This is a genomic window from Streptomyces montanus (assembly GCF_005786655.1).
GTDB classification, from domain to species: Bacteria; Actinomycetota; Actinomycetes; order Streptomycetales; family Streptomycetaceae; genus Streptomyces; species Streptomyces sporangiiformans.
In genome coordinates this window covers 113225-133367 of sequence record NZ_VBZC01000011.1, presented here as the reverse complement: position 1 = coordinate 133367, position 20143 = coordinate 113225, and the positions used below count along the sequence as shown (strand labels likewise).

The 20143-nt window shown below is 67.7% G+C and carries 13 protein-coding genes; 7 read left to right on the top strand and 6 right to left on the bottom strand.

Translation table 11 applies throughout. From position 1 onward, the window contains the following. The first annotated feature begins 27 nt into the window (after window positions 1–27). The gene (locus tag FE633_RS12390) at window positions 28–3927 is read left to right on the top strand and encodes a DNA-directed RNA polymerase subunit beta' (RefSeq protein ID WP_138045171.1); all 3900 of its coding nucleotides are present in this window, start codon (window positions 28–30) and stop codon (window positions 3925–3927) included. Window positions 3928–3993: 66 nt separating this feature from the next. Here FE633_RS12390 and FE633_RS12385 read toward each other — a convergent pair whose 3' ends face one another. The 6 genes from FE633_RS12385 to FE633_RS12360 all read right to left on the bottom strand — a co-directional run bounded on the left by FE633_RS12385 (window position 3994) and on the right by FE633_RS12360 (window position 10693). Next, window positions 3994–5013, bottom strand: a complete 1020-nt coding sequence (locus FE633_RS12385; protein ID WP_138045170.1) for a M48 family metalloprotease — start codon at window positions 5011–5013, stop codon at window positions 3994–3996. 43 nt (window positions 5014–5056) lie between these two features. Then, entirely contained in the window at window positions 5057–5599 is a 543-nt protein-coding gene (locus tag FE633_RS12380) for a Pycsar system effector family protein (protein ID WP_138045169.1), read from the bottom strand. Next, window positions 5596–6753, bottom strand: a complete 1158-nt coding sequence (locus FE633_RS12375) for a hypothetical protein (protein WP_138045168.1) — start codon at window positions 6751–6753, stop codon at window positions 5596–5598. Before FE633_RS12375 ends, FE633_RS12380 begins: the two co-directional genes overlap by 4 nt. Before the next feature lie 87 nt (window positions 6754–6840). Continuing rightward, window positions 6841–9057, bottom strand: a complete 2217-nt coding sequence (locus FE633_RS12370) for a hypothetical protein (protein WP_212747207.1) — start codon at window positions 9055–9057, stop codon at window positions 6841–6843. Then, window positions 9054–9869: a hypothetical protein gene (locus FE633_RS12365; protein ID WP_138045167.1), complete on the bottom strand. Its 816-nt coding sequence runs from the start codon at window positions 9867–9869 to the stop codon at window positions 9054–9056. The genes FE633_RS12370 and FE633_RS12365 overlap by 4 nt, the downstream gene beginning before the upstream one ends. 110 nt (window positions 9870–9979) lie before the next feature. Next, the gene (locus FE633_RS12360; protein ID WP_138045166.1) at window positions 9980–10693 is read right to left on the bottom strand and encodes a Crp/Fnr family transcriptional regulator; all 714 of its coding nucleotides are present in this window, start codon (window positions 10691–10693) and stop codon (window positions 9980–9982) included. A gap of 422 nt (window positions 10694–11115) precedes the next feature. On the opposite strand from FE633_RS12360, the gene rpsL reads away from it, so the two are divergent. The 6 genes from rpsL (at window position 11116) to FE633_RS12330 (ending at window position 19918) form a co-directional block, all read left to right on the top strand. Next, window positions 11116–11487, top strand: a complete 372-nt coding sequence (gene rpsL, locus FE633_RS12355; RefSeq protein WP_003948652.1) for a 30S ribosomal protein S12 — start codon at window positions 11116–11118, stop codon at window positions 11485–11487. A gap of 2 nt (window positions 11488–11489) precedes the next feature. After that, the gene (gene rpsG, locus FE633_RS12350) at window positions 11490–11960 is read left to right on the top strand and encodes a 30S ribosomal protein S7 (RefSeq protein ID WP_003998848.1); all 471 of its coding nucleotides are present in this window, start codon (window positions 11490–11492) and stop codon (window positions 11958–11960) included. Between the two features lie 39 nt (window positions 11961–11999). Then, window positions 12000–14126, top strand: a complete 2127-nt coding sequence (fusA, locus tag FE633_RS12345; RefSeq protein ID WP_119102607.1) for an elongation factor G — start codon at window positions 12000–12002, stop codon at window positions 14124–14126. 166 nt (window positions 14127–14292) lie between these two features. Beyond that, window positions 14293–15486 (top strand): elongation factor Tu, encoded by a 1194-nt coding sequence (gene tuf, locus FE633_RS12340; RefSeq protein WP_030233924.1) that lies wholly within the window; start codon window positions 14293–14295, stop codon window positions 15484–15486. A 201-nt stretch (window positions 15487–15687) separates the two neighbouring features. After that, window positions 15688–18831 carry a glycosyl hydrolase 115 family protein gene (locus tag FE633_RS12335; protein ID WP_138045165.1) on the top strand — a complete coding sequence of 1048 codons (3144 nt, stop codon included), beginning with the start codon at window positions 15688–15690 and terminating at the stop codon, window positions 18829–18831. Window positions 18832–18856: 25 nt separating this feature from the next. Next, window positions 18857–19918 carry an endo-1,4-beta-xylanase gene (locus FE633_RS12330; RefSeq protein WP_138045164.1) on the top strand — a complete coding sequence of 354 codons (1062 nt, stop codon included), beginning with the start codon at window positions 18857–18859 and terminating at the stop codon, window positions 19916–19918. Window positions 19919–20143: the final 225 nt, after the last annotated feature.

Sequence of the window (20143 nt, the reverse complement as noted above, 5' to 3'; positions counted from 1 at the left end):
CGACCCCGAAAGAGGGATTGACGACAAGTGCTCGACGTCAACTTCTTCGACGAGCTGCGGATCGGCCTGGCGACCGCGGACGACATCCGACAGTGGTCCCACGGCGAGGTCAAGAAGCCGGAGACCATCAACTACCGCACGCTCAAGCCCGAAAAGGACGGACTCTTCTGCGAGAAGATCTTCGGTCCGACCCGGGACTGGGAGTGCTACTGCGGCAAGTACAAGCGTGTCCGCTTCAAGGGCATCATCTGCGAGCGCTGCGGCGTCGAGGTCACTCGCGCCAAGGTGCGTCGTGAGCGGATGGGCCACATTGAGCTGGCCGCTCCCGTCACTCACATCTGGTACTTCAAGGGCGTTCCGTCGCGGCTGGGCTACCTGCTCGACCTCGCCCCGAAGGACCTCGAAAAGGTCATCTACTTCGCCGCGTACATGATCACGTACGTGGACGAGGAGCGCCGTACGCGCGACCTGCCCTCGCTGGAGGCGCACGTCTCCGTTGAGCGTCAGCAGATCGAGAACCGTCGCGACGCCGACCTCGAGGCCCGCGCCAAGAAGCTCGAGACCGACCTGGCCGAGCTCGAGGCCGAGGGCGCCAAGGCCGACGTGCGCCGCAAGGTGCGCGAAGGTGCCGAGCGGGAGATGAAGCAGCTGCGTGACCGTGCGCAGCGCGAGATCGACCGTCTCGACGAGGTGTGGACCCGCTTCAAGAACCTCAAGGTCCAGGACCTGGAAGGCGACGAGCTCCTCTACCGCGAGCTGCGTGACCGCTTCGGCACGTACTTCGACGGTTCGATGGGTGCCGCGGCGCTGCAGAAGCGTCTGGAGTCCTTCGACCTCGACGAGGAGGCCGAGCGCCTCCGCGAGATCATCCGTACCGGCAAGGGCCAGAAGAAGACCCGTGCGCTCAAGCGCCTCAAGGTCGTCTCCGCGTTCCTGCAGACCAGCAACAGCCCCAAGGGCATGGTGCTCGACTGCGTGCCGGTGATCCCGCCGGACCTGCGTCCCATGGTGCAGCTGGACGGTGGCCGCTTCGCGACCTCCGACCTGAACGACCTGTACCGCCGTGTGATCAACCGCAACAACCGCCTGAAGCGGCTTCTCGACCTCGGCGCGCCCGAGATCATCGTGAACAACGAGAAGCGCATGCTCCAGGAGGCCGTCGACGCGCTCTTCGACAACGGCCGTCGTGGTCGCCCGGTCACGGGCCCCGGCAACCGTCCGCTGAAGTCGCTGTCCGACATGCTCAAGGGCAAGCAGGGTCGCTTCCGTCAGAACCTGCTCGGCAAGCGAGTCGACTACTCGGCGCGTTCCGTGATCGTCGTCGGCCCGCAGCTGAAGCTGCACCAGTGCGGTCTGCCGAAGGCGATGGCGCTGGAGCTCTTCAAGCCGTTCGTGATGAAGCGGCTCGTGGACCTCAACCACGCGCAGAACATCAAGAGCGCCAAGCGCATGGTGGAGCGCGGCCGCACCGTCGTGTACGACGTCCTCGAAGAGGTCATCGCCGAGCACCCGGTGCTGCTGAACCGTGCGCCCACCCTGCACCGCCTCGGCATCCAGGCCTTCGAGCCGCAGCTGGTCGAGGGCAAGGCCATTCAGATCCACCCGCTCGTCTGCACCGCGTTCAACGCGGACTTCGACGGTGACCAGATGGCCGTGCACCTGCCGCTGTCCGCGGAGGCGCAGGCCGAGGCCCGCATCCTGATGCTGTCCTCGAACAACATCCTCAAGCCCGCTGACGGCCGTCCGGTGACGATGCCGACCCAGGACATGGTTCTCGGTCTGTTCTTCCTCACCACCGACGGCGAGATGCGGGACATCAAGGGCGAGGGCCGGTCCTTCGGTTCCGCCGCCGAGGCGATCATGGCGTTCGACGCGGGCGAGCTCTCGCTCCAGTCGAGGGTCGACATCCGCTTCCCCGTCGGCACCATCCCGCCGCGTGGCTGGACCCCGCCTGCACGGGAAGAGGGCGAGCCGGAGTGGCAGCAGGGTGACAGCTTCCGGCTGAACACCACGCTGGGCCGCGCGCTCTTCAACGAGCTGCTGCCCGAGGACTACCCGTTCGTCGACTACGAGGTAGGCAAGAAGCAGCTCTCCGAGATCGTCAACGACCTCGCCGAGCGCTACCCCAAGGTCATCGTGGCGGCGACGCTCGACAACCTGAAGGCGGCCGGCTTCTACTGGGCGACCCGCTCCGGCGTCACTGTCGCCATCTCCGACGTCGTCGTTCCCGAGGCGAAGAAGGAGATCGTCAAGGGCTACGAGGCGCAGGACGAGAAGGTCCAGAAGCAGTACGAGCGCGGTCTGATCACCAAGGACGAGCGCACGCAGGAGCTCATCGCGATCTGGACCAAGGCGACCAACGAGGTCGCCGAGGCGATGAACGAGAACTTCCCGAAGACCAACCCGATCTTCATGATGGTGAACTCGGGCGCCCGAGGGAACATGATGCAGATGCGTCAGATCGCCGGTATGCGTGGTCTGGTGTCGAACGCCAAGAACGAGACCATCCCGCGGCCCATCAAGGCGTCGTTCCGTGAGGGTCTCTCCGTGCTGGAGTACTTCATCTCCACGCACGGTGCCCGTAAGGGTCTGGCGGACACCGCTCTGCGTACCGCCGACTCGGGTTACCTGACCCGTCGTCTGGTCGACGTCTCCCAGGACGTCATCATCCGCGAGGAGGACTGCGGCACCGACCGTGGCCTCAGGCTGCAGATCGCGGAGCGGGACGCGGCGGGCAACCTGCTCAAGGCGGACAACGTCGAGACCAGCGTGTACGCACGTGCGCTGGCCGAGGACATCGTCGCCGACGGCAAGGTGCTGGCCCCGGCCAACACCGACCTGGGCGACGTGCTCATCGACGAGCTGGTCCGCCACGGCGTCGCGGAGGTCAAGACCCGTTCGGTCCTGACCTGTGAGTCCGCCGTCGGCACCTGCGCCATGTGCTACGGCCGTTCGCTGGCCACCGGCAAGCTGGTCGACATCGGTGAGGCGGTCGGCATCATCGCCGCCCAGTCCATCGGTGAGCCCGGCACGCAGCTGACGATGCGTACCTTCCACACCGGTGGTGTGGCCGGTGACGACATCACCCAGGGTCTGCCCCGTGTCGTCGAGCTCTTCGAGGCTCGTACGCCGAAGGGTGTCGCCCCGATCTCCGAGGCCTCCGGCCGCGTCCGGATCGAGGAGACCGAGAAGACCAAGAAGATCGTCGTCACCCCGGACGACGGCAGCGACGAGACGGCGTTCCCGATCTCGAAGCGTGCCCGTCTGCTGGTGGGCGAGGGCGACCACGTCGAGGTGGGCCAGAAGCTCACCGTGGGTGCCACCAACCCGCACGACGTGCTGCGCATCCTCGGTCAGCGGGCCGTTCAGGTCCACCTGGTCGGCGAGGTGCAGAAGGTCTACAACTCACAGGGTGTGTCGATCCACGACAAGCACATCGAGATCATCATCCGGCAGATGCTCCGCCGTGTGACGATCATCGAGTCCGGCGACGCCGAGCTGCTGCCCGGCGAGCTCGTGGAGCGCTCGAAGTTCGAGACCGAGAACCGTCGTGTGGTCCAGGAAGGCGGCCACCCGGCCTCCGGCCGTCCGCAGCTGATGGGTATCACCAAGGCCTCGCTGGCGACCGAGTCGTGGCTGTCGGCGGCGTCCTTCCAGGAGACGACCAGGGTCCTCACGGACGCGGCGATCAACGCCAAGTCCGACTCCCTGATCGGCCTCAAGGAGAACGTCATCATCGGTAAGCTCATCCCGGCCGGTACGGGCCTGTCCCGCTACCGCAACATCCGGGTCGAGCCGACCGAGGAGGCCAAGGCCGCGATGTACTCGGCCGTCGGCTACGACGACATCGACTACTCGCCGTTCGGCACGGGCTCCGGCCAGGCCGTTCCGCTGGAGGACTACGACTACGGTCCGTACAACCAGTAAGGCGTAGGTCTGTTGAAGGGCGGTCACTCCGTTTTCGGACGGGGTGGCCGCCCTTCGGCGTTGCCGCTACCGGTGCGGCTGCAGGTATGGCCTCAGACGATGCAGCCGGGTCGGGTAGTCGGGATGCGTCGAGAGCAGCCGGGCGAACAGCCCTGGTTCGGCGGGCCTTGCCCCGGCGGCGGCCAGAGCCTGCCGCTTGGCCTCGGTCTCGGTCGCATGCATGGTCTGCAGGACCTGCGCGAGCATCGGGCCGAAGCCCAGAGCGGCGGCGTGCCGGTCCGCGCGCAGCTCGGCCCGGCGTCCCACGGCCGCGATCAGATACGGGGTCACCAGCAGCACGAGGGGGAGACCGTAGAGCTGAGTGATCGTGGAGTACGTGACGATGCCGATCACGAGCACCAGCACCGCGGTGGCCGGCCAGGAGAAGTAGCTGGTGAGCGCCACGGCGAAGACGACGACCAGCCGGATGACGTACCACGCGGCGCGACCCGGCAGCGCGTACCAGTAGCCCAGCAGCGAGGTCCACACATGGCCGCCGGTGTGGTGCCCCAGTTCGTGCGCGAGCACCGCGGCGAGCTGGGAGCTCGACAGGTGGTCCAGGGCGAACCGGGTGACACCCACGATGTGCCCGGCGGCCGCGTAAGCGTTGAGGTCCTGGCTGTCCTCGACCCACAGCTCGTACGTCCGGCCGTCCACGCCGGCGCGTGCGGTCACCTCGCGCCAGACGGGATCGAGGCGTGCGTACTCCTCGGGCATCGGGCGCTGCAGCCGCAGGAGGTAGCGGGCGAGGAAGTCCTCGGTGGGGCGGTGGAAGACCAAGGCCCCGGAGGCCAGCCAGATCAGCGGCGGTATCCAGAGCGGAACCCCCAGCCAGGCGTCGAGGCCGCCGGATATCAGGAGGAGCACCAGCAGGCTCATCACCGTGCCGGGGAGGTGGAGGACGAGCTGGCCGAAGGCCGTGGCATCGACGCCACGCTGGTGGGCGCCGAAATGGAGTCGGCCGCTCTTGTGGCGGTAGTCGAGGTCGTCTCGCGCCTCGCCGGTGTCATGGGGTTCCGGGTGCGGGGGATCGGTCGGGTACGGCATGGTCAGCCTCCGAGAGGGGGACGTCACTTCGCGGTGCGGGGCGTCAGCCGATGAGCAGGGAGCCGGGGAGCAGCACCACGGCGGCGCCGAAGGCGATCAGCCCGGTGCGTATCCACTGGTGCTTGCGCGCGGCGATACGGCTGTTCTCGGTCAGGGCCGCGATCGCGCCGGCCGCCGGGGCGCTCTCGGTCTCGGCCAGCGCTTCCGCCAAGTGGCCGCTGCGCGCGGCCTGTTGGATGTCACCGAAGTACGACAACGGGGCACCCGGTGCCCACCTGCTGCTGCCGTAGCGCGGCAGTACGGCCATGAGCAGCGCGAGAACTGCCACAGCCAGCGCGAACACGCCTGACCACCACGCCGAACCGCCGAGCGCGGAGAGGCCGGCCGGTGTCCACTCTCGCGTGGCCAGCAGTCCGCTGAAGACGCCCGCCGCCACGCCGAGGGCAGCCACCAGTACGGCCGCTTTGGCGTCCGCGCGGGCGATCTCGGAGCGCAGGTCGGCGAGCAGGTGTTCCGCTGTGCCGACGCCCGGCGCGGGCGCGGGCACCCGCGCGGGAACGGGAATCCGGGAGTCCGCGCCGGTCATGAGGGGGAGTCCTCCTGCGGCGGCGCCTCCGGCGAAGGCGAGAGGGTCCCCGGTGGGGGAGCCGGCGACTGGCCTTGGGGTATCCCCGGAAGGCGCTGGTTGAAGATCTCGTACAAGGCGTCCAGGGCCATCTGCTTGGGTGCTTCCAGCTCGTAGTCCTCGGCGCCGTCGCCACCCAGCAGCTGTTTCACCAGCTCCATTTTGGATTCGATCAGCCGGAGTTGATCGTCGCGCATGCTGTTGATGACGAGCTTCGAGTCCTCGGGATGCGCGTTGAGATGCATGGCCCAGGCCCGGACGCCGCCTTCTTCGAGGTACTTCTGGTAGTGCTCGATCTTCTCGGCCTCCTCCCGCTGGAGCTCCGTCTGATGGCGGATCCGCAGCAGGTCCTGCTCCTGCTGCCATTTCTGTCGCTGGAGTGTGAGCTCCTGGTCCAGCCGGCCGTAATCCATGGCCCGGCCGACTTGGAGTTCGTCCTGGTGGCGGGTGCGCCGGTCGAGCGCGATGTCGTACTCGATACCGCTCTGCTCGGTGCGTATCTGCTCGGCAGACGCATGGTCGATGGACTGCAGGCGTTGCTGGTGGTCGATCTCCTGCTGATCACGGCGGAGACGCAGCGTCCAGATCACCTTCAGACCGGCGGTCGCGCCGGGCGAGGCCTGCCCGGCAAGGACGCTGAGCAACTCCGCCTCGGCCCTCGCGCTGCAATGGATGGCGAAGCGGCGGGTGAGGGGGCGAGCGGCCTGCTGCAGTTCGCCGAGAAGCAGCACCGGCACGTCCCGGTGGCCGCTCCGCACGAAGGCGGCAGGATCGACCACCTGCCAGGACAGGTCGACGGCGGCCGTGAACTCGAAGGCGTCGTTGTCGCTGGGCAGGCAGAGTTCGGCCTGGTGGGCGTGGACGCCCATGTCCACCTCGTACACCGCGGTGTAGCGCTTCGTGGCCACCTCTCCGCGGCTCGGCCGCAGGGGCGGCGGATAGGCGTCGTATCCGCCCTTGGAGGTGGAGAAGACCAGGGCGTGGTCGATTCGGGTCAGTGACCGGCGGGAGAACCCGAACCGCGAGAGCTGCCGCACGGTGATGACGGGATCGACCAGGGGTGAGTGCCGGCCGGCGGGTTGCTGCCAGTCCGGCGGCTGGCGGAAGTCAGCCATGACGCTTGCCTCCTTGACGGGTTCGTACGTCGACGGGGGTGGGCCGTGCGGTTCAGCGGCCGTGCAGTTCGATGGCTCAACGGCCGTTCACTGGCGGGCCGAAAGAGTGGTGAGCAGGCGGGCCGCGACGTCCGGCGGGGGCGGACTGTCCTCGCCGCGCATGGTGCGCAGCAGATGACTCAGGCGCTGGTGTTCGGCAGCGGTGCCGGCCAGGGTCGGCAGCAGGGCGGCGAGCGCCCCTTCCGTCTCGGGGTCCCGGTCGGCGGTATGGATCCACGAGGTCAGCTCATCGAGCGCGTCCCGCGTGTGCCTGCGGTCGTCGAGCGCCGCGCGCCAGAGCCGGGTGATTCCCCCGGCCGTGCGGCCGCCGTCCGCCGCCGAGGTGGCGTACCAGTCGAGAACCAGAGGCCGCCCGTGCCGCTCGTCTTCCTTTCTCCGCCGACACGCGCTGAGGAAGCCGCCCAGGGCGAGGTCGTGGACGGCCCGGTCGTCGTCGAGCGTGCGCAGCAGCTCAGTGAGGACCTGGTCACCGGCGGGCGAGAGCAGCAGCAACTCCACCGACTCCGCGAGCTGATTCACCATGAGATCGCCAACGCCGTCCCGTTCCCCGGCGCCGTCCCCGTTGCCGTCGCCGTCGGACTCCGGTCGTCCGTACTGCTTGCGGACGGCGCTCCGGAGAGCGGCGAGTGTCTGCTCCGGCCGCTCCGCGCCGATCAGCCCGTACGCGCGGATCGCCACCCAGCACATGCCTTCGTCGTCGCTCTCGCACCAGGCGTCGAGGATGCGCGGGATGTTGGGTGCGTCGAGCAGATGCGCGAGTGTCAACGCGTTGACGGCGACGAGGCGTCGGCGGAACAGGCGGGAGGTGGCCCATGGTTCGATGACCAGGGCCATGGTGGAGGGCAGGTCCGCGTACGCGAGGACGGCGACGGTCGACGCCGCGCGGGTGCGGACCAGGGGCCTTCCGTCGTCGGCGAGCCGCTGGAGCCAGCGGACCAGGGCGGGCCGGGCCGAGGGGTGGCCGGTCCACACCTCGCGCAACAGAACGAGCGAGACGCGGTCGTCGAGGAAGGCGGCCTTGGACTGGATGACCGGTCCCCACTCCGTGTTCTCCTCCTCCTGGTAGCGATCGGCGCGCGCGAGTTGCAGGCGCTTGCCGATGTGTGTCCCGAACACGGGGACCTGTGGGCGGAGAGCGGAGTTCTCGGTGCCCTGAAGGAAGGCGTAGAGCAGGTCGCTCAGCTCGGCCGTGAGGGCGTACGGGCCTCCGTCGAAGGCGGCAAGCGCGACGAGGAACGCCTTGTCCCGCAAGGGGACCCGCTCCTCGTCCTCCTCGAACCACTCCTGGACCTGGCTTTCGAGGCTGAACAGCGAGAAGTTCCTGACGGCTGCCTCGCCGACCTCTCCGTCCGCGTACCGCTTGAGGGTCTTCGCGAAGTCCGCGACCTCGCGCAGCTGGTGGTCGCGTCCGAGGAATTCCGCGACAGAGGGCAGCGCCAGCAGCCGGTGTGCCGTGGCCTCGTCGGTCAGCACACGCAGGTGCGCCGCCAGCACATCGCCGGGGCTCGGCGGCTTCCAGCCGACGGGGGAAATGTCCTCCAGAGCCGCCGTGGGGCCGACGGTGATGACCAAGTAGCCGTCGTTCTTGGCGAGTTGGTCGCGAGCGGCGAGGAGATGCGGTTCCCGCAGCGGCTGGTCGCGGCGGGTGGTCAGATCGCACAGCACATATCCGCGCGCCGGGTGCTTGTCGTCGCTGAGCTGCTGGACGAGCTGCTCCGGAGTGGTGTCGCGGACCAGGGTGCGGACCGGGGACACGCCGAGGCGGTGGAGCAGCATCAGGGCGGCGGTACGCCGGCCGGTGAAGTGAGGGCCGGAGAGTACGACGACACGTTCCGTGTGAAGCCGTGTCACAAGGCCCTCGAAGACGCTCTCTTCGGCGACGAAGTACGGAGCGAGACGGTCCAGCGTCGCTGGTGGCACCTCGCCGGAGCCATGGCCCGTGGCGGAGACCCCGAAGTGGTAGATCTCCGTCTTGCTGCCCATGATCACGTCTCCGGCGACCAGGCCGCCGGACACGCCGTGCTGGTCTCCGGCGACCAGGCCGCCGCCGAAGCGTGCGTTGGCGCCGACGTGCATGGACTTCGGGCTGTGGTCCACCAGATCCCGTCGGGCGGACCACGCGTCCTGCGGTCGATCCTGTTCTTCTTCCTTGTTCTCGGCATGCTCGGTGTTCTTGGCGTTCTTGGTGTTCTCGGCGTTGTCGGTGTGCTCGGTGCTCTCGGCATCCGAGGCTTCGGGTGTCATTCCCGCTCACCCCGTCCGCGGGAGCCGCTGCCGCCGAGGTGCACATCTCCGTGCACGGTTCCGCCGGACACACCGTGCTGGTCGCCGTTCACGAAGCTGCCGCCGAAGGAAGGGGAGCCGCCGAAGAAGTTGACGGACGCGGAGGCGGGGCTGGAAGTAGCGGCCGGAGGGCTCGGCGCGGCGGCAGGTTGATCTTCGGCGACCTCGGCGACCTCGGCGACCTCGGCGACGTCCGCGTCCTGCGGCACCGGCCCGTGCAGCCATGCCCGCAGGGGCCCGTTCTTGCTGGACATCGTGACCGCGTGGAAGTCGTCCTTGGGGATGCCCGGGTAGTCGTGCTGGACGATTCCGTGGTGCACGCTCTCCGAGACGCACAGGGCGAAGTCGTCCGGGCGCTCCCTCAGCGCCGTGCGCAGGACGGCGCCGTCGAGCAGCCGGCAGGCGTGGTTGAGATCGGATCCGACCCAGCCGTCGAGCTCGTCGATCGCGACGTACCCGGTGGCGAGCACGGCTCGCAGCCTGATCTGCGCGGACTTCGACGCCGTGCGGTTCACCGCGCGCAGTTCCACGGGCGCCTCGGTCAACAGGGCGCGGAGCAGCGCGGTCATCGAGGCGCCGGCGTCGATGAGCTCCATGACCGAGTCTCCGCGGTCGGCGCGCAGGCGCCGGGTCTCATCGATGCCGGCGCTTTCCAGAACGCGGTCGGTGATGCCGTAGAGCATGCGGCGCAGATACGCCTGCTCCACATCGTCCCGGTCGCTGTACTTCTCTATGTCGAGGAGAAGGATCGTCCTGCTCACGGGGTCGGTCATGTTCACCTCTCGGCCGGGGGAGTTGTGCCGAGCAGCAGCTTGGCGACGAACAGCCCGGAGCCGTGAGGGAGGATGACGCACTCGAACTGTGACCGTGTGCACTGAAGAACTCAGAAATCCGGATGCTCGGCCCGGGCGATGCGGCGCAGGATGTCCGGACGGGCGATGAGCAGCGTGCGCCGGCCGGTGGTCACCACCTGGCGCGTGCGCAGCTCTTTCAGCAGGCGCTGGACCATCTCCCGGGACGCGCCGACGGATCCGGCCAGCTCCTGCTTGCTCAGGGGCACGGAGAGCTCGATGCCCTCGGCGGTACGACGGCCATGGGCGCGGGCCAGGTCCAGCAGCAGGACGGCGAATCGTTCCCGCACGTTCATGGACGCGAACTCCAGCCTCCGTCGGTCGGCCGCGCGTGTGCGGTCGGACGTGAGTCCGAGCAGAGCGAACGACACCGCGGGGGAGTGGGCGAGGAAGTCGGTGAAGCGCTCGCGTTCCACTGCCACGGCGCGCACCTGTTCCAGCGCGGTCACCGTTGCCGAGCGCGGTCGCCCGGTCAGCGCGGCGGACTCGCCGATGATGTCGCCGGGACCACGCAGCGCGAGCAGCGCCTCATAACCGTTGGGCGCGGCCGCGGTCACCTTGGACCAGCCCTCGACGACGAGGAGGACATGCGACGACGGCTCGCGCTCATGCAGGATCACGACACGGGGCGAGAAACCCAGCTCGTGTCCCAGCGCCAGCAGCGCCGTGCGCTCCTCGCGCTCCAGCCGGGCGAGAAAGGGCACCTGGTCGTCCAGGCCCCCGCCCGGTAAGTACGCCTCCGTCATACGGCCCCCGATCGTCACGCAGCGGACCGATCAAGGTACTGAATGTGCGTATGGCATGAACACCCAATGCGGGCGTATGGACTCACGAAACGGAAACATGAGGGGGCGCTTCGGGCGCACTTCGGGTGCACTGGGAGGGCACTCGGGTCGTGATTCGCCCGCTGAGAAGTCCGGCGTGTCGCGCTGGACTGCATTTGTTTTGACCGAAGTCCCTGAGGTAGGTACGCTCAGACCTTGTGCCTGGGGTGTGCCCTGGCTCCCGTGCGTGCCTTCAGACCGCAGAGGGAGCCGTCACTGGCCACCGTAATCTGCGCCCTTTTCGCCTTGCGGCGGGAATCTGCAGCATTCGACACACCCGACCGCGTGGGTCGGCGACGTTCCAGGTTAGCTTTACGATTCGGCACACAGAAACCGGAGAAGTAGTGCCTACGATCCAGCAGCTGGTCCGGAAGGGCCGGCAGGACAAGGTCGAGAAGAACAAGACGCCCGCACTCGAGGGTTCCCCTCAGCGTCGTGGCGTCTGCACGCGTGTGTTCACGACCACCCCGAAGAAGCCGAACTCGGCCCTGCGTAAGGTCGCGCGTGTGCGCCTGACCAGCGGGATCGAAGTCACCGCTTACATTCCGGGTGAGGGACACAACCTGCAGGAGCACTCCATCGTGCTCGTGCGCGGCGGCCGTGTGAAGGACCTGCCGGGTGTTCGCTACAAGATCATCCGTGGCTCCCTCGACACCCAGGGTGTCAAGAACCGCAAGCAGGCCCGTTCCCGCTACGGCGCCAAGAAGGAGAAGTAAGAATGCCTCGTAAGGGCCCCGCCCCGAAGCGCCCGGTCATCATCGACCCGGTCTACGGTTCTCCTCTTGTCACGTCGCTCATCAACAAGGTGCTGCTGAACGGCAAGCGCTCCACCGCCGAGCGCATCGTCTACGGCGCCATGGAGGGCCTGCGCGAGAAGACCGGCAACGACCCGGTCATCACGCTGAAGCGCGCTCTCGAGAACATCAAGCCGACCCTCGAGGTCAAGTCCCGCCGTGTCGGTGGCGCCACCTACCAGGTGCCGGTCGAGGTCAAGCCCGGCCGCGCCAACACCCTGGCGCTGCGCTGGCTGGTCGGTTACTCCCGCGCCCGTCGCGAGAAGACCATGACCGAGCGTCTGCTCAACGAACTTCTCGACGCCTCGAACGGCCTCGGCGCGGCCGTGAAGAAGCGCGAGGACACCCACAAGATGGCCGAGTCCAACAAGGCCTTCGCGCACTACCGCTGGTAGTCGCTACCCACATCGAGACCGAGAGAAGACGAAAGCCTTATGGCTACCACTTCACTTGACCTGGCCAAGGTCCGAAACATCGGGATCATGGCCCACATCGACGCGGGCAAGACGACCACCACCGAGCGGATCCTGTTCTACACCGGCGTTTCGTACAAGATCGGTGAGGTCCACGACGGCGCTGCCACCATGGACTGGATGGAGCAGGAGCAGGAGCGTGGTATCACCATCACGTCTGCTGCGACCACCTGTCACTGGCCGCTCGAGGACAACGACTACACCATCAACATCATCGACACCCCGGGTCACGTCGACTTCACCGTCGAGGTGGAGCGCTCGCTGCGCGTGCTCGACGGTGCCGTGACGGTGTTCGACGGTGTCGCCGGTGTCGAGCCGCAGTCCGAGACGGTGTGGCGTCAGGCCGACCGTTACGGCGTGCCCCGTATCTGCTTCGTCAACAAGCTGGACCGTACCGGCGCCGAGTTCCACCGCTGCGTGGACATGATCTCGGACCGTCTGGGCGCCCAGCCGCTCGTCATGCAGCTGCCGATCGGTGCCGAGGCCGACTTCAAGGGCGTTGTGGACCTGGTCCGCATGAAGGCGCTCGTGTGGTCCGCCGAGGCGGCGAAGGGCGAGATGTACGACACCGTCGACATCCCGGCCACGCACGCCGAGGCGGCCGAGGAGTGGCGCGGCAAGCTGCTCGAGGCCGTCGCGGAGAACGACGAAGAGATCATGGAGCTGTACCTGGAGGGCGAGGAGCCCACCGAGGAGCAGCTGTACGCCGCGATCCGTCGCATCACCATCGCGTCCGGCAAGTCCAGCGACACCACGGTCACCCCGGTGTTCTGTGGCACCGCGTTCAAGAACAAGGGCGTCCAGCCCCTGCTCGACGCGGTCGTGCGCTACCTGCCCACTCCGCTTGACGTCGAGGCCATCGAGGGCCACGACGTCAAGGACCCGGAGCTGGTCGTCAAGCGCAAGCCGTCCGACGAGGAGCCGCTGTCCGCGCTGGCGTTCAAGATCATGAGCGACCCGCACCTCGGCAAGCTCACCTTCGTCCGGGTCTACTCGGGCCGCCTCCAGTCCGGCACCGCGGTGCTGAACTCGGTCAAGGGCAAGAAGGAGCGCATCGGCAAGATCTACCGCATGCACGCGAACAAGCGTGAGGAGATCGAGTCGGTGGGCGCCGGCGACATCGTCGCCGTCATGGGCCTGAAGCAGACCACCACCGGTGAGACGCTGAGCGACGACAAGAACCCGGTCATCCTGGAGTCCATGGACTTCCCGGCGCCGGTGATCCAGGTCGCGATCGAGCCCAAGTCCAAGGGTGACCAGGAGAAGCTGGGTGTCGCCATCCAGCGTCTCGCGGAGGAGGACCCCTCCTTCCAGGTCCACTCGGACGAGGAGACCGGCCAGACCATCATCGGCGGTATGGGCGAGCTGCACCTCGAGGTGCTGGTCGACCGTATGCGCCGTGAGTTCAAGGTCGAGGCCAACGTCGGCAAGCCGCAGGTCGCCTACCGCGAGACGATCCGCAAGGCCGTCGAGCGCGTCGACTACACGCACAAGAAGCAGACCGGTGGTACCGGTCAGTTCGCCAAGGTGCAGATCGCGATCGAGCCGATCGAGGGCGGCGACGCCTCGTACGAGTTCGTGAACAAGGTGACCGGTGGCCGTATCCCGAAGGAGTACATCCCTTCGGTCGACGCCGGTGCGCAGGAGGCCATGCAGTTCGGCATCCTCGCGGGCTACGAGATGACGGGCGTCCGCGTCACGCTCATCGACGGCGCCTACCACGAGGTCGACTCCTCCGAGCTCGCGTTCAAGATCGCCGGCTCGCAGGCCTTCAAGGAGGCCGCGCGCAAGGCCAGTCCCGTACTGCTCGAGCCGATGATGGCCGTCGAGGTCACCACGCCCGAGGACTACATGGGCGACGTCATCGGTGACATCAACTCCCGCCGTGGCCAGATCCAGGCCATGGAGGAGCGTGCCGGTGCCCGCGTCGTGAAGGGCCTGGTTCCGCTGTCGGAGATGTTCGGCTACGTCGGCGACCTCCGCAGCAAGACGTCGGGTCGCGCGAGCTACTCGATGCAGTTCGACTCCTACGCCGAGGTTCCGCGGAACGTCGCCGAGGAGATCATCGCGAAGGCCAAGGGCGAGTAACTCACCGAGTCAGACTCAACCGAGTTCACACCTTAGGCTTGACTCCGGAGCCTGCTGGGGCATTCCGCCAGAACCGTGGCGGAATGCCCTGGGCCCCGGCTTTCCAGCAAAGATCACCTGGCGCCGATGAGTAAGGCGTACAGAACCACTCCACAGGAGGACCCCAGTGGCGAAGGCGAAGTTCGAGCGGACTAAGCCGCACGTCAACATCGGCACCATCGGTCACATCGACCACGGTAAGACGACCCTCACGGCCGCCATTACCAAGGTGCTGCACGACGCGTACCCGGACCTGAACGAGGCCTCGGCCTTCGACCAGATCGACAAGGCTCCTGAAGAGCGCCAGCGCGGTATCACCATCTCCATCGCGCACGTCGAGTACCAGACCGAGACGCGTCACTACGCCCACGTCGACTGCCCCGGTCACGCGGACTACATCAAGAACATGATCACGGGTGCGGCGCAGATGGACGGCGCCATCCTCGTTGTCGCCGCCACGGACGGCCCGATGCCGCAGACCAAGGAGCACGTGCTCCTGGCCCGCCAGGTCGGCGTTCCGTACATCGTCGTCGCCCTGAACAAGGCCGACATGGTGGACGACGAGGAGATCCTGGAGCTCGTCGAGCTCGAGGTCCGTGAGCTGCTCTCCGAGTACGAGTTCCCGGGCGACGACGTGCCGGTCGTCAAGGTCTCCGCTCTGAAGGCGCTCGAGGGCGACAAGGAGTGGGGCAACTCCGTCCTCGAGCTCATGAACGCCGTCGACACCGCGATCCCGGAGCCGGAGCGCGACGTCGACAAGCCGTTCCTGATGCCGATCGAGGACGTCTTCACGATCACCGGTCGCGGTACGGTCGTCACCGGCCGTATCGAGCGTGGTGTCCTCAAGGTCAACGAGACCGTGGACATCATCGGTATCAAGCAGGAGAAGACCACCACCACGGTCACCGGCATCGAGATGTTCCGCAAGCTGCTCGACGAGGGCCAGGCCGGTGAGAACGTCGGTCTGCTTCTCCGTGGCATCAAGCGCGAGGACGTCGAGCGCGGCCAGGTCATCATCAAGCCGGGCTCGGTCACCCCGCACACCGAGTTCGAGGCGCAGGCCTACATCCTGTCCAAGGACGAGGGTGGCCGCCACACGCCGTTCTTCAACAACTACCGTCCGCAGTTCTACTTCCGTACGACTGACGTGACCGGTGTTGTGACCCTCCCCGAGGGCACCGAGATGGTCATGCCGGGCGACAACACTGAGATGAAGGTCGAGCTCATCCAGCCCGTCGCCATGGAGGAGGGCCTGAAGTTCGCCATCCGTGAGGGTGGCCGGACCGTGGGCGCCGGCCAGGTCACCAAGATCAACAAGTAAGTTCGCTTACTTGAAGGTCGCCTGACCTGGTAGCTCCTCGCGAGCTCCTTGAAGGGGCCCGCACGACTTCGGTCGTGCGGGCCCCTTTGCTGTTACGAAACTATTCGACGGTTACGACCCATTCCCCCCAGGCGTCCCTCGCTCCACTATTTGTCATGCCGCTGAGCAAATGGGGATCCAGGGGTTCGAGGGGTGCATGGCATGTCTGGACACGTCAGTCGTAGAGCCGTCTTGGGGGCGGGCGCCGGGGTCGTCGCCGCGCCCGCGCTGTCGGGGCTGTCGGGGCTGTCGGGGGTCGCGTGGGCGGAGAGTGGGACCGAGGGTGCTGCTCCCCGTCCTACGGATCCGGGGGCGTACATCTCCTTCGTGGCGAGGGCGGGCGCCCTTCCCCTCGTACGAGGCGGTCGTGCCGTTCCGGTCCTGGTCAGCGGTGAGGACCACCCGGGAGTCGTACGCGTCGCAAAGGACCTGCGGGACGACATCGAGCGCGTCACGGGCGTACGTCCGGGCGACTCAGTCGCGCGCGAGGTCGTGCTCGTCGGCACCATCGGCCGCAGTCCGCTGGTCGATGGGCTGATCGCCGCCGGAAAACTCGATGTCACGGGCGTGCGGGGCAGGTGGGAGACCTCCCTGCAGGCCGTCGTCGAACGGCCGATGCCTGGCGTGGAGCGGGCGTTCGTCGTCGCGGGCAGCGATCCGCGGGGGACGATCTTCGGGGCGTACGACGTCTCGTACGGAATCGGGGTCTCGCCCTGGTACTGGTGGGACGATGTGCGGCCGGTGCGCCGGGACGAGGTGTACGTTCTGCCGGGGCGATACACGCAGGGCACGCCCGCCGTGAAGTACCGGGGCGTCTTCATCAACGACGAGAACCCGGCCCTCGGCACCTGGGCGCCCGCGTTCTTCGGGCCCGGGAAGGCGCCGGGTCACTCCGGAGGCTTCAACGCGGACTTCTACGCGAAGGTCTTCGAGGTACTGCTGCGGCTGAAGGCGAACTACCTGTGGCCGGCGGTGTGGGGGCGGGCCTTCGCCGAGGACGATCCGGAGAACCACGCGCGCGCCAAGGAATATGGGATTGTCATGGGCACGTCCCATGAGGCGCCCATGATGCGAGGCATCGAGGAATGGAACCGGCATGCGGTGCCCGCGGTGCGCGACAGCTCCGGTGATGTGGTCACCCCGGGCCACGACCCCTACGGCGGCACGGGGGAGTGGTCGTACCGGCGCAACGCCGATGCCATCAAGGCGTACTGGCGCGACGGCATCCGGCGCATGGTGGACCAGGACTTCGAAGGCGTGGTCACTCTCGGGATGCGCGGCAACGGCGACACCAGCCTGCCGGACGGCGACGGCATCGAGCTCATGCAGGAGATCATCGCGACGCAGCGGGAGATCATCGCGGAGGTCACGGGGAAGCCGCTCTCCGAGGTGCCGCAGGTGTGGACGCTCTACAAGGAGGTCCAACGCTACTGGGACCGCGGGCTCCGGGCGCCGGACGATGTGACGGTCGTCCTGACGGACGACAACTGGGGCAACATCCGTAAGCATCCCGATCCGGGGGAGCCCGCGCGCGGCGGCGGCTACGGGCTCTACTACCACTTCGACTACGTGGGCGTGGGCCGCAACTACAAGTGGGTCGACACCACGTCCCTGCCGAACATGTGGGATCAGCTCCACCAGGCCGTCGAGTACGGCAATCACGGGCTGTGGGTCACGAACGTCGGTGACCTCAAGGGGAACGAACTGCCGACGGAGTTCTTCCTCAACTATGCCTGGGATCCGGGACGTTGGCCGCTGGAAAGCCTGGGTGAGTGGGAACGGCGGTACGCGCGGCAGAACTTCGGCGCGGCAGAGGCGTCGGCGATCGCGTCGGTGTTGGCCACCTATGCGCAACTCCAGTCGCGCCGCAAGCCCGAGCTGCTCAACCGCCGTATCAGGCTGGACGGTTCGGGCAGTTCAGAGGGTTCGAAGGTCGTGTACGACGACAAGGCCACGCCTTTCTACTTCGGGCATCGTGAGCTGGAGCGGGTCACCGAGGACTGGCGTCGGCTCGCGAAGGAGGCGGACCGGATCGGGCGCCGGTTGCCGGCCGAGGATCAGGACGCCTGGTACGAGCTCGTCGGGTACGAGGTGCGGGCCACCGCCAACGTGTACGAGCTGCGCGAGGCGGAGTTCACGAATCTGCTGTACGCGGCGCAGGGCCGTGCGGCGACGAACGACCTGGCGGCCGCGGCGGAGGCTGGGCTGGAGCGGGACTTCGCGTTCTCCGAGCGCTTCAACTCCCAGGTGGCGAAGGGAAAGTGGCGCGGCTTCCAGACGCAGCCGCACATCGGGTACGGGGACGTCGAGCGCTACGGCCCGAACGCGCCGTGGCAGCAGCCGGAGCGGAACAACGTGGCGCTGCCCGACGAGATCTTCCCGGCGGTCAAGCGGATCGAGGTGCCGGCGGCGGCGGAGATGGGGGTGGCGGTCGACGGTTCGGAGTCGGGGGAGTGGTGGCCGCGGACCTCGGAGGAGGCCGTACTGCCGGTCTTCAGCCCGTACCAGACCCGGCCGGCTCAGTACATCGAGGTGTTCAACCGGGGCCGGACGGCCTTCGACTACCGGATCACGCCGTCCGTGCCCTGGCTGCGGGTGGACCGTCCGCGCGGCCGGGTGGACAAGCAGGTACGGGTGAGTCTGACCGTGGACTGGGCGAAGGCGCCGCGCGGCCGTACCGAGGCGTCGATGACCGTGGAGGGAGCGGGCTCCGAGGTGACGGTCAAGGTGGTCGCCGAGCATCCGTCCCCGCGCGGGCTGCGCGGTTTCGTCGAGGCGGGCGGATACGTGGCCGTCGACGCCGACCACTACACGCGCGCGGTCGGCTCCCGGGGCGTCCGCTGGCAGCGCATCGACCGGATCGGCCGTACGGGCGCGGGCATGACGCCGTTCCCGGTGACGGCTCCCCGGCAGAGGCCGGGCGGGGGCTCGCCCAGGCTGGAGTACGAGGTGAGCGTGTTCGCCTCCGGCCCGGTGAGGGTCTGGGCGTACCTCTCCCCACGGAACCCTGCCCTGCCGACGGGAGGGCTGAGGTACGCGGTCTCGTTCGACGATGACACCCCGCAGGCCGTCGACATCCACGCGGCCACGGGGGCGGACGACGGCCTGATGAACATGCAGTGGGCCCGCAACACGTCGGACAACGTCAACGTGACGTCGACCCGGCACACGATCGGGGCTGCCGGTGTGCACCGGCTGAAGTTCTGGATGGTCGATCCGGCCGTGGTGCTGCAACGACTCGTGATCGATACGGGTGGGTTGACGCCGACGTATCTCGGTCCGCTGGAGAGCCACCGCGTCCGCTGACCCGCACTCATTGGAGGAATCGCACATGAAGTACTTCCGCATGCCCTTTGTCGGCCTGCTCAGCGCGACGCTGCTGTTCACGGGTGTCACGGGCGTACAGACGGCCTCAGCGCACGAGGCTCCGCTGAGAACGCTCGCCGACCGCGCGGACGTGCGCATCGGCACGGCCGTGGACATGGCGGCGCTGGCCGAGGACAGCACGTACCGTCGTACGACCGCGCGCGAATTCAACTCAGTCACCGCCGAGAACGTCATGAAGTGGGAGGTCGTCGAGCCCACGCGCGGTGCGTACGACTGGTCGGGGGCCGACGCCCTGGTCCGATACGCACGGGACCGCGGCCAGGCCGTCCGTGGCCACACGCTGGTCTGGCACAGCCAGCTGCCCACCTGGCTGAATTCGGGAGTGGCGGACGGCACGATCGACGCGGCGGAACTGCGGGGGATCCTGCGGAAGCACATCACCACGGAGGTCAAGCGGTACAAGGGCAAGATCTACCAGTGGGACGTCGTGAACGAGGTCTTCGAGGAGGACGGTTCGCTGCGCAACTCCATCTGGCTGCAGAAGCTCGGCCCGTCCTACATCGCCGACGCCTTCCGCTGGGCCCACGCGGCCGACCCGAAGGCCAAGCTCTTCCTGAACGACTACAACGTGGAAGGGATCAACGCGAAGTCCACCGCGTACTACGACCTGGCGAAGCGGCTGCGCGCGGAGGGCGTCCCGGTGCAGGGATTCGGCATCCAGGGGCATCTGGCGATCCAGTACGGCTTCCCGGGCGATGTCGCGGGGAACCTCGCGCGCTTCGCGGCCCTGGGCATGCAGACGGCCTTCACTGAGGTGGACGTCCGCATGATCCTGCCGTCCGACCCGGAGAAGCTGGCGAAGCAGGCGACGTACTTCCGCAGTCTGCTGGACGCGTGCCTGGGCACGCGCAGCTGCAAGTCCTTCACCGTCTGGGGCTACTCGGACAAGTACTCATGGGTGCCGGGGGTCTTCGCGGGGCAGGGAGCGGCGACGCTGCTGGACGAGGAGTTCGTGGCGAAGCCGGCGTATGGGGCGCTGCGGGAAGGCCTGGCGGCGGGCCGCTGAACCCATGGGTGGCGGGCGGTACCCGTCCCGCCCCTGTCGGCGGATCCGGCCGGCGGCGCGCAATCCAGGCATGTACTCCGCGAAAGCGTGAACACTTTCCCGGAAAGTGTTCACGCTTTTCACAGCTGGTGTCTCGGCAGGGAGGGAGGGGCCAACAGCCACGGGGTCGCGAGCAGCCGGGCCAGGCCCCGGTACCGCCGCGGCATGCGGGGCGGAAGCAGCGGG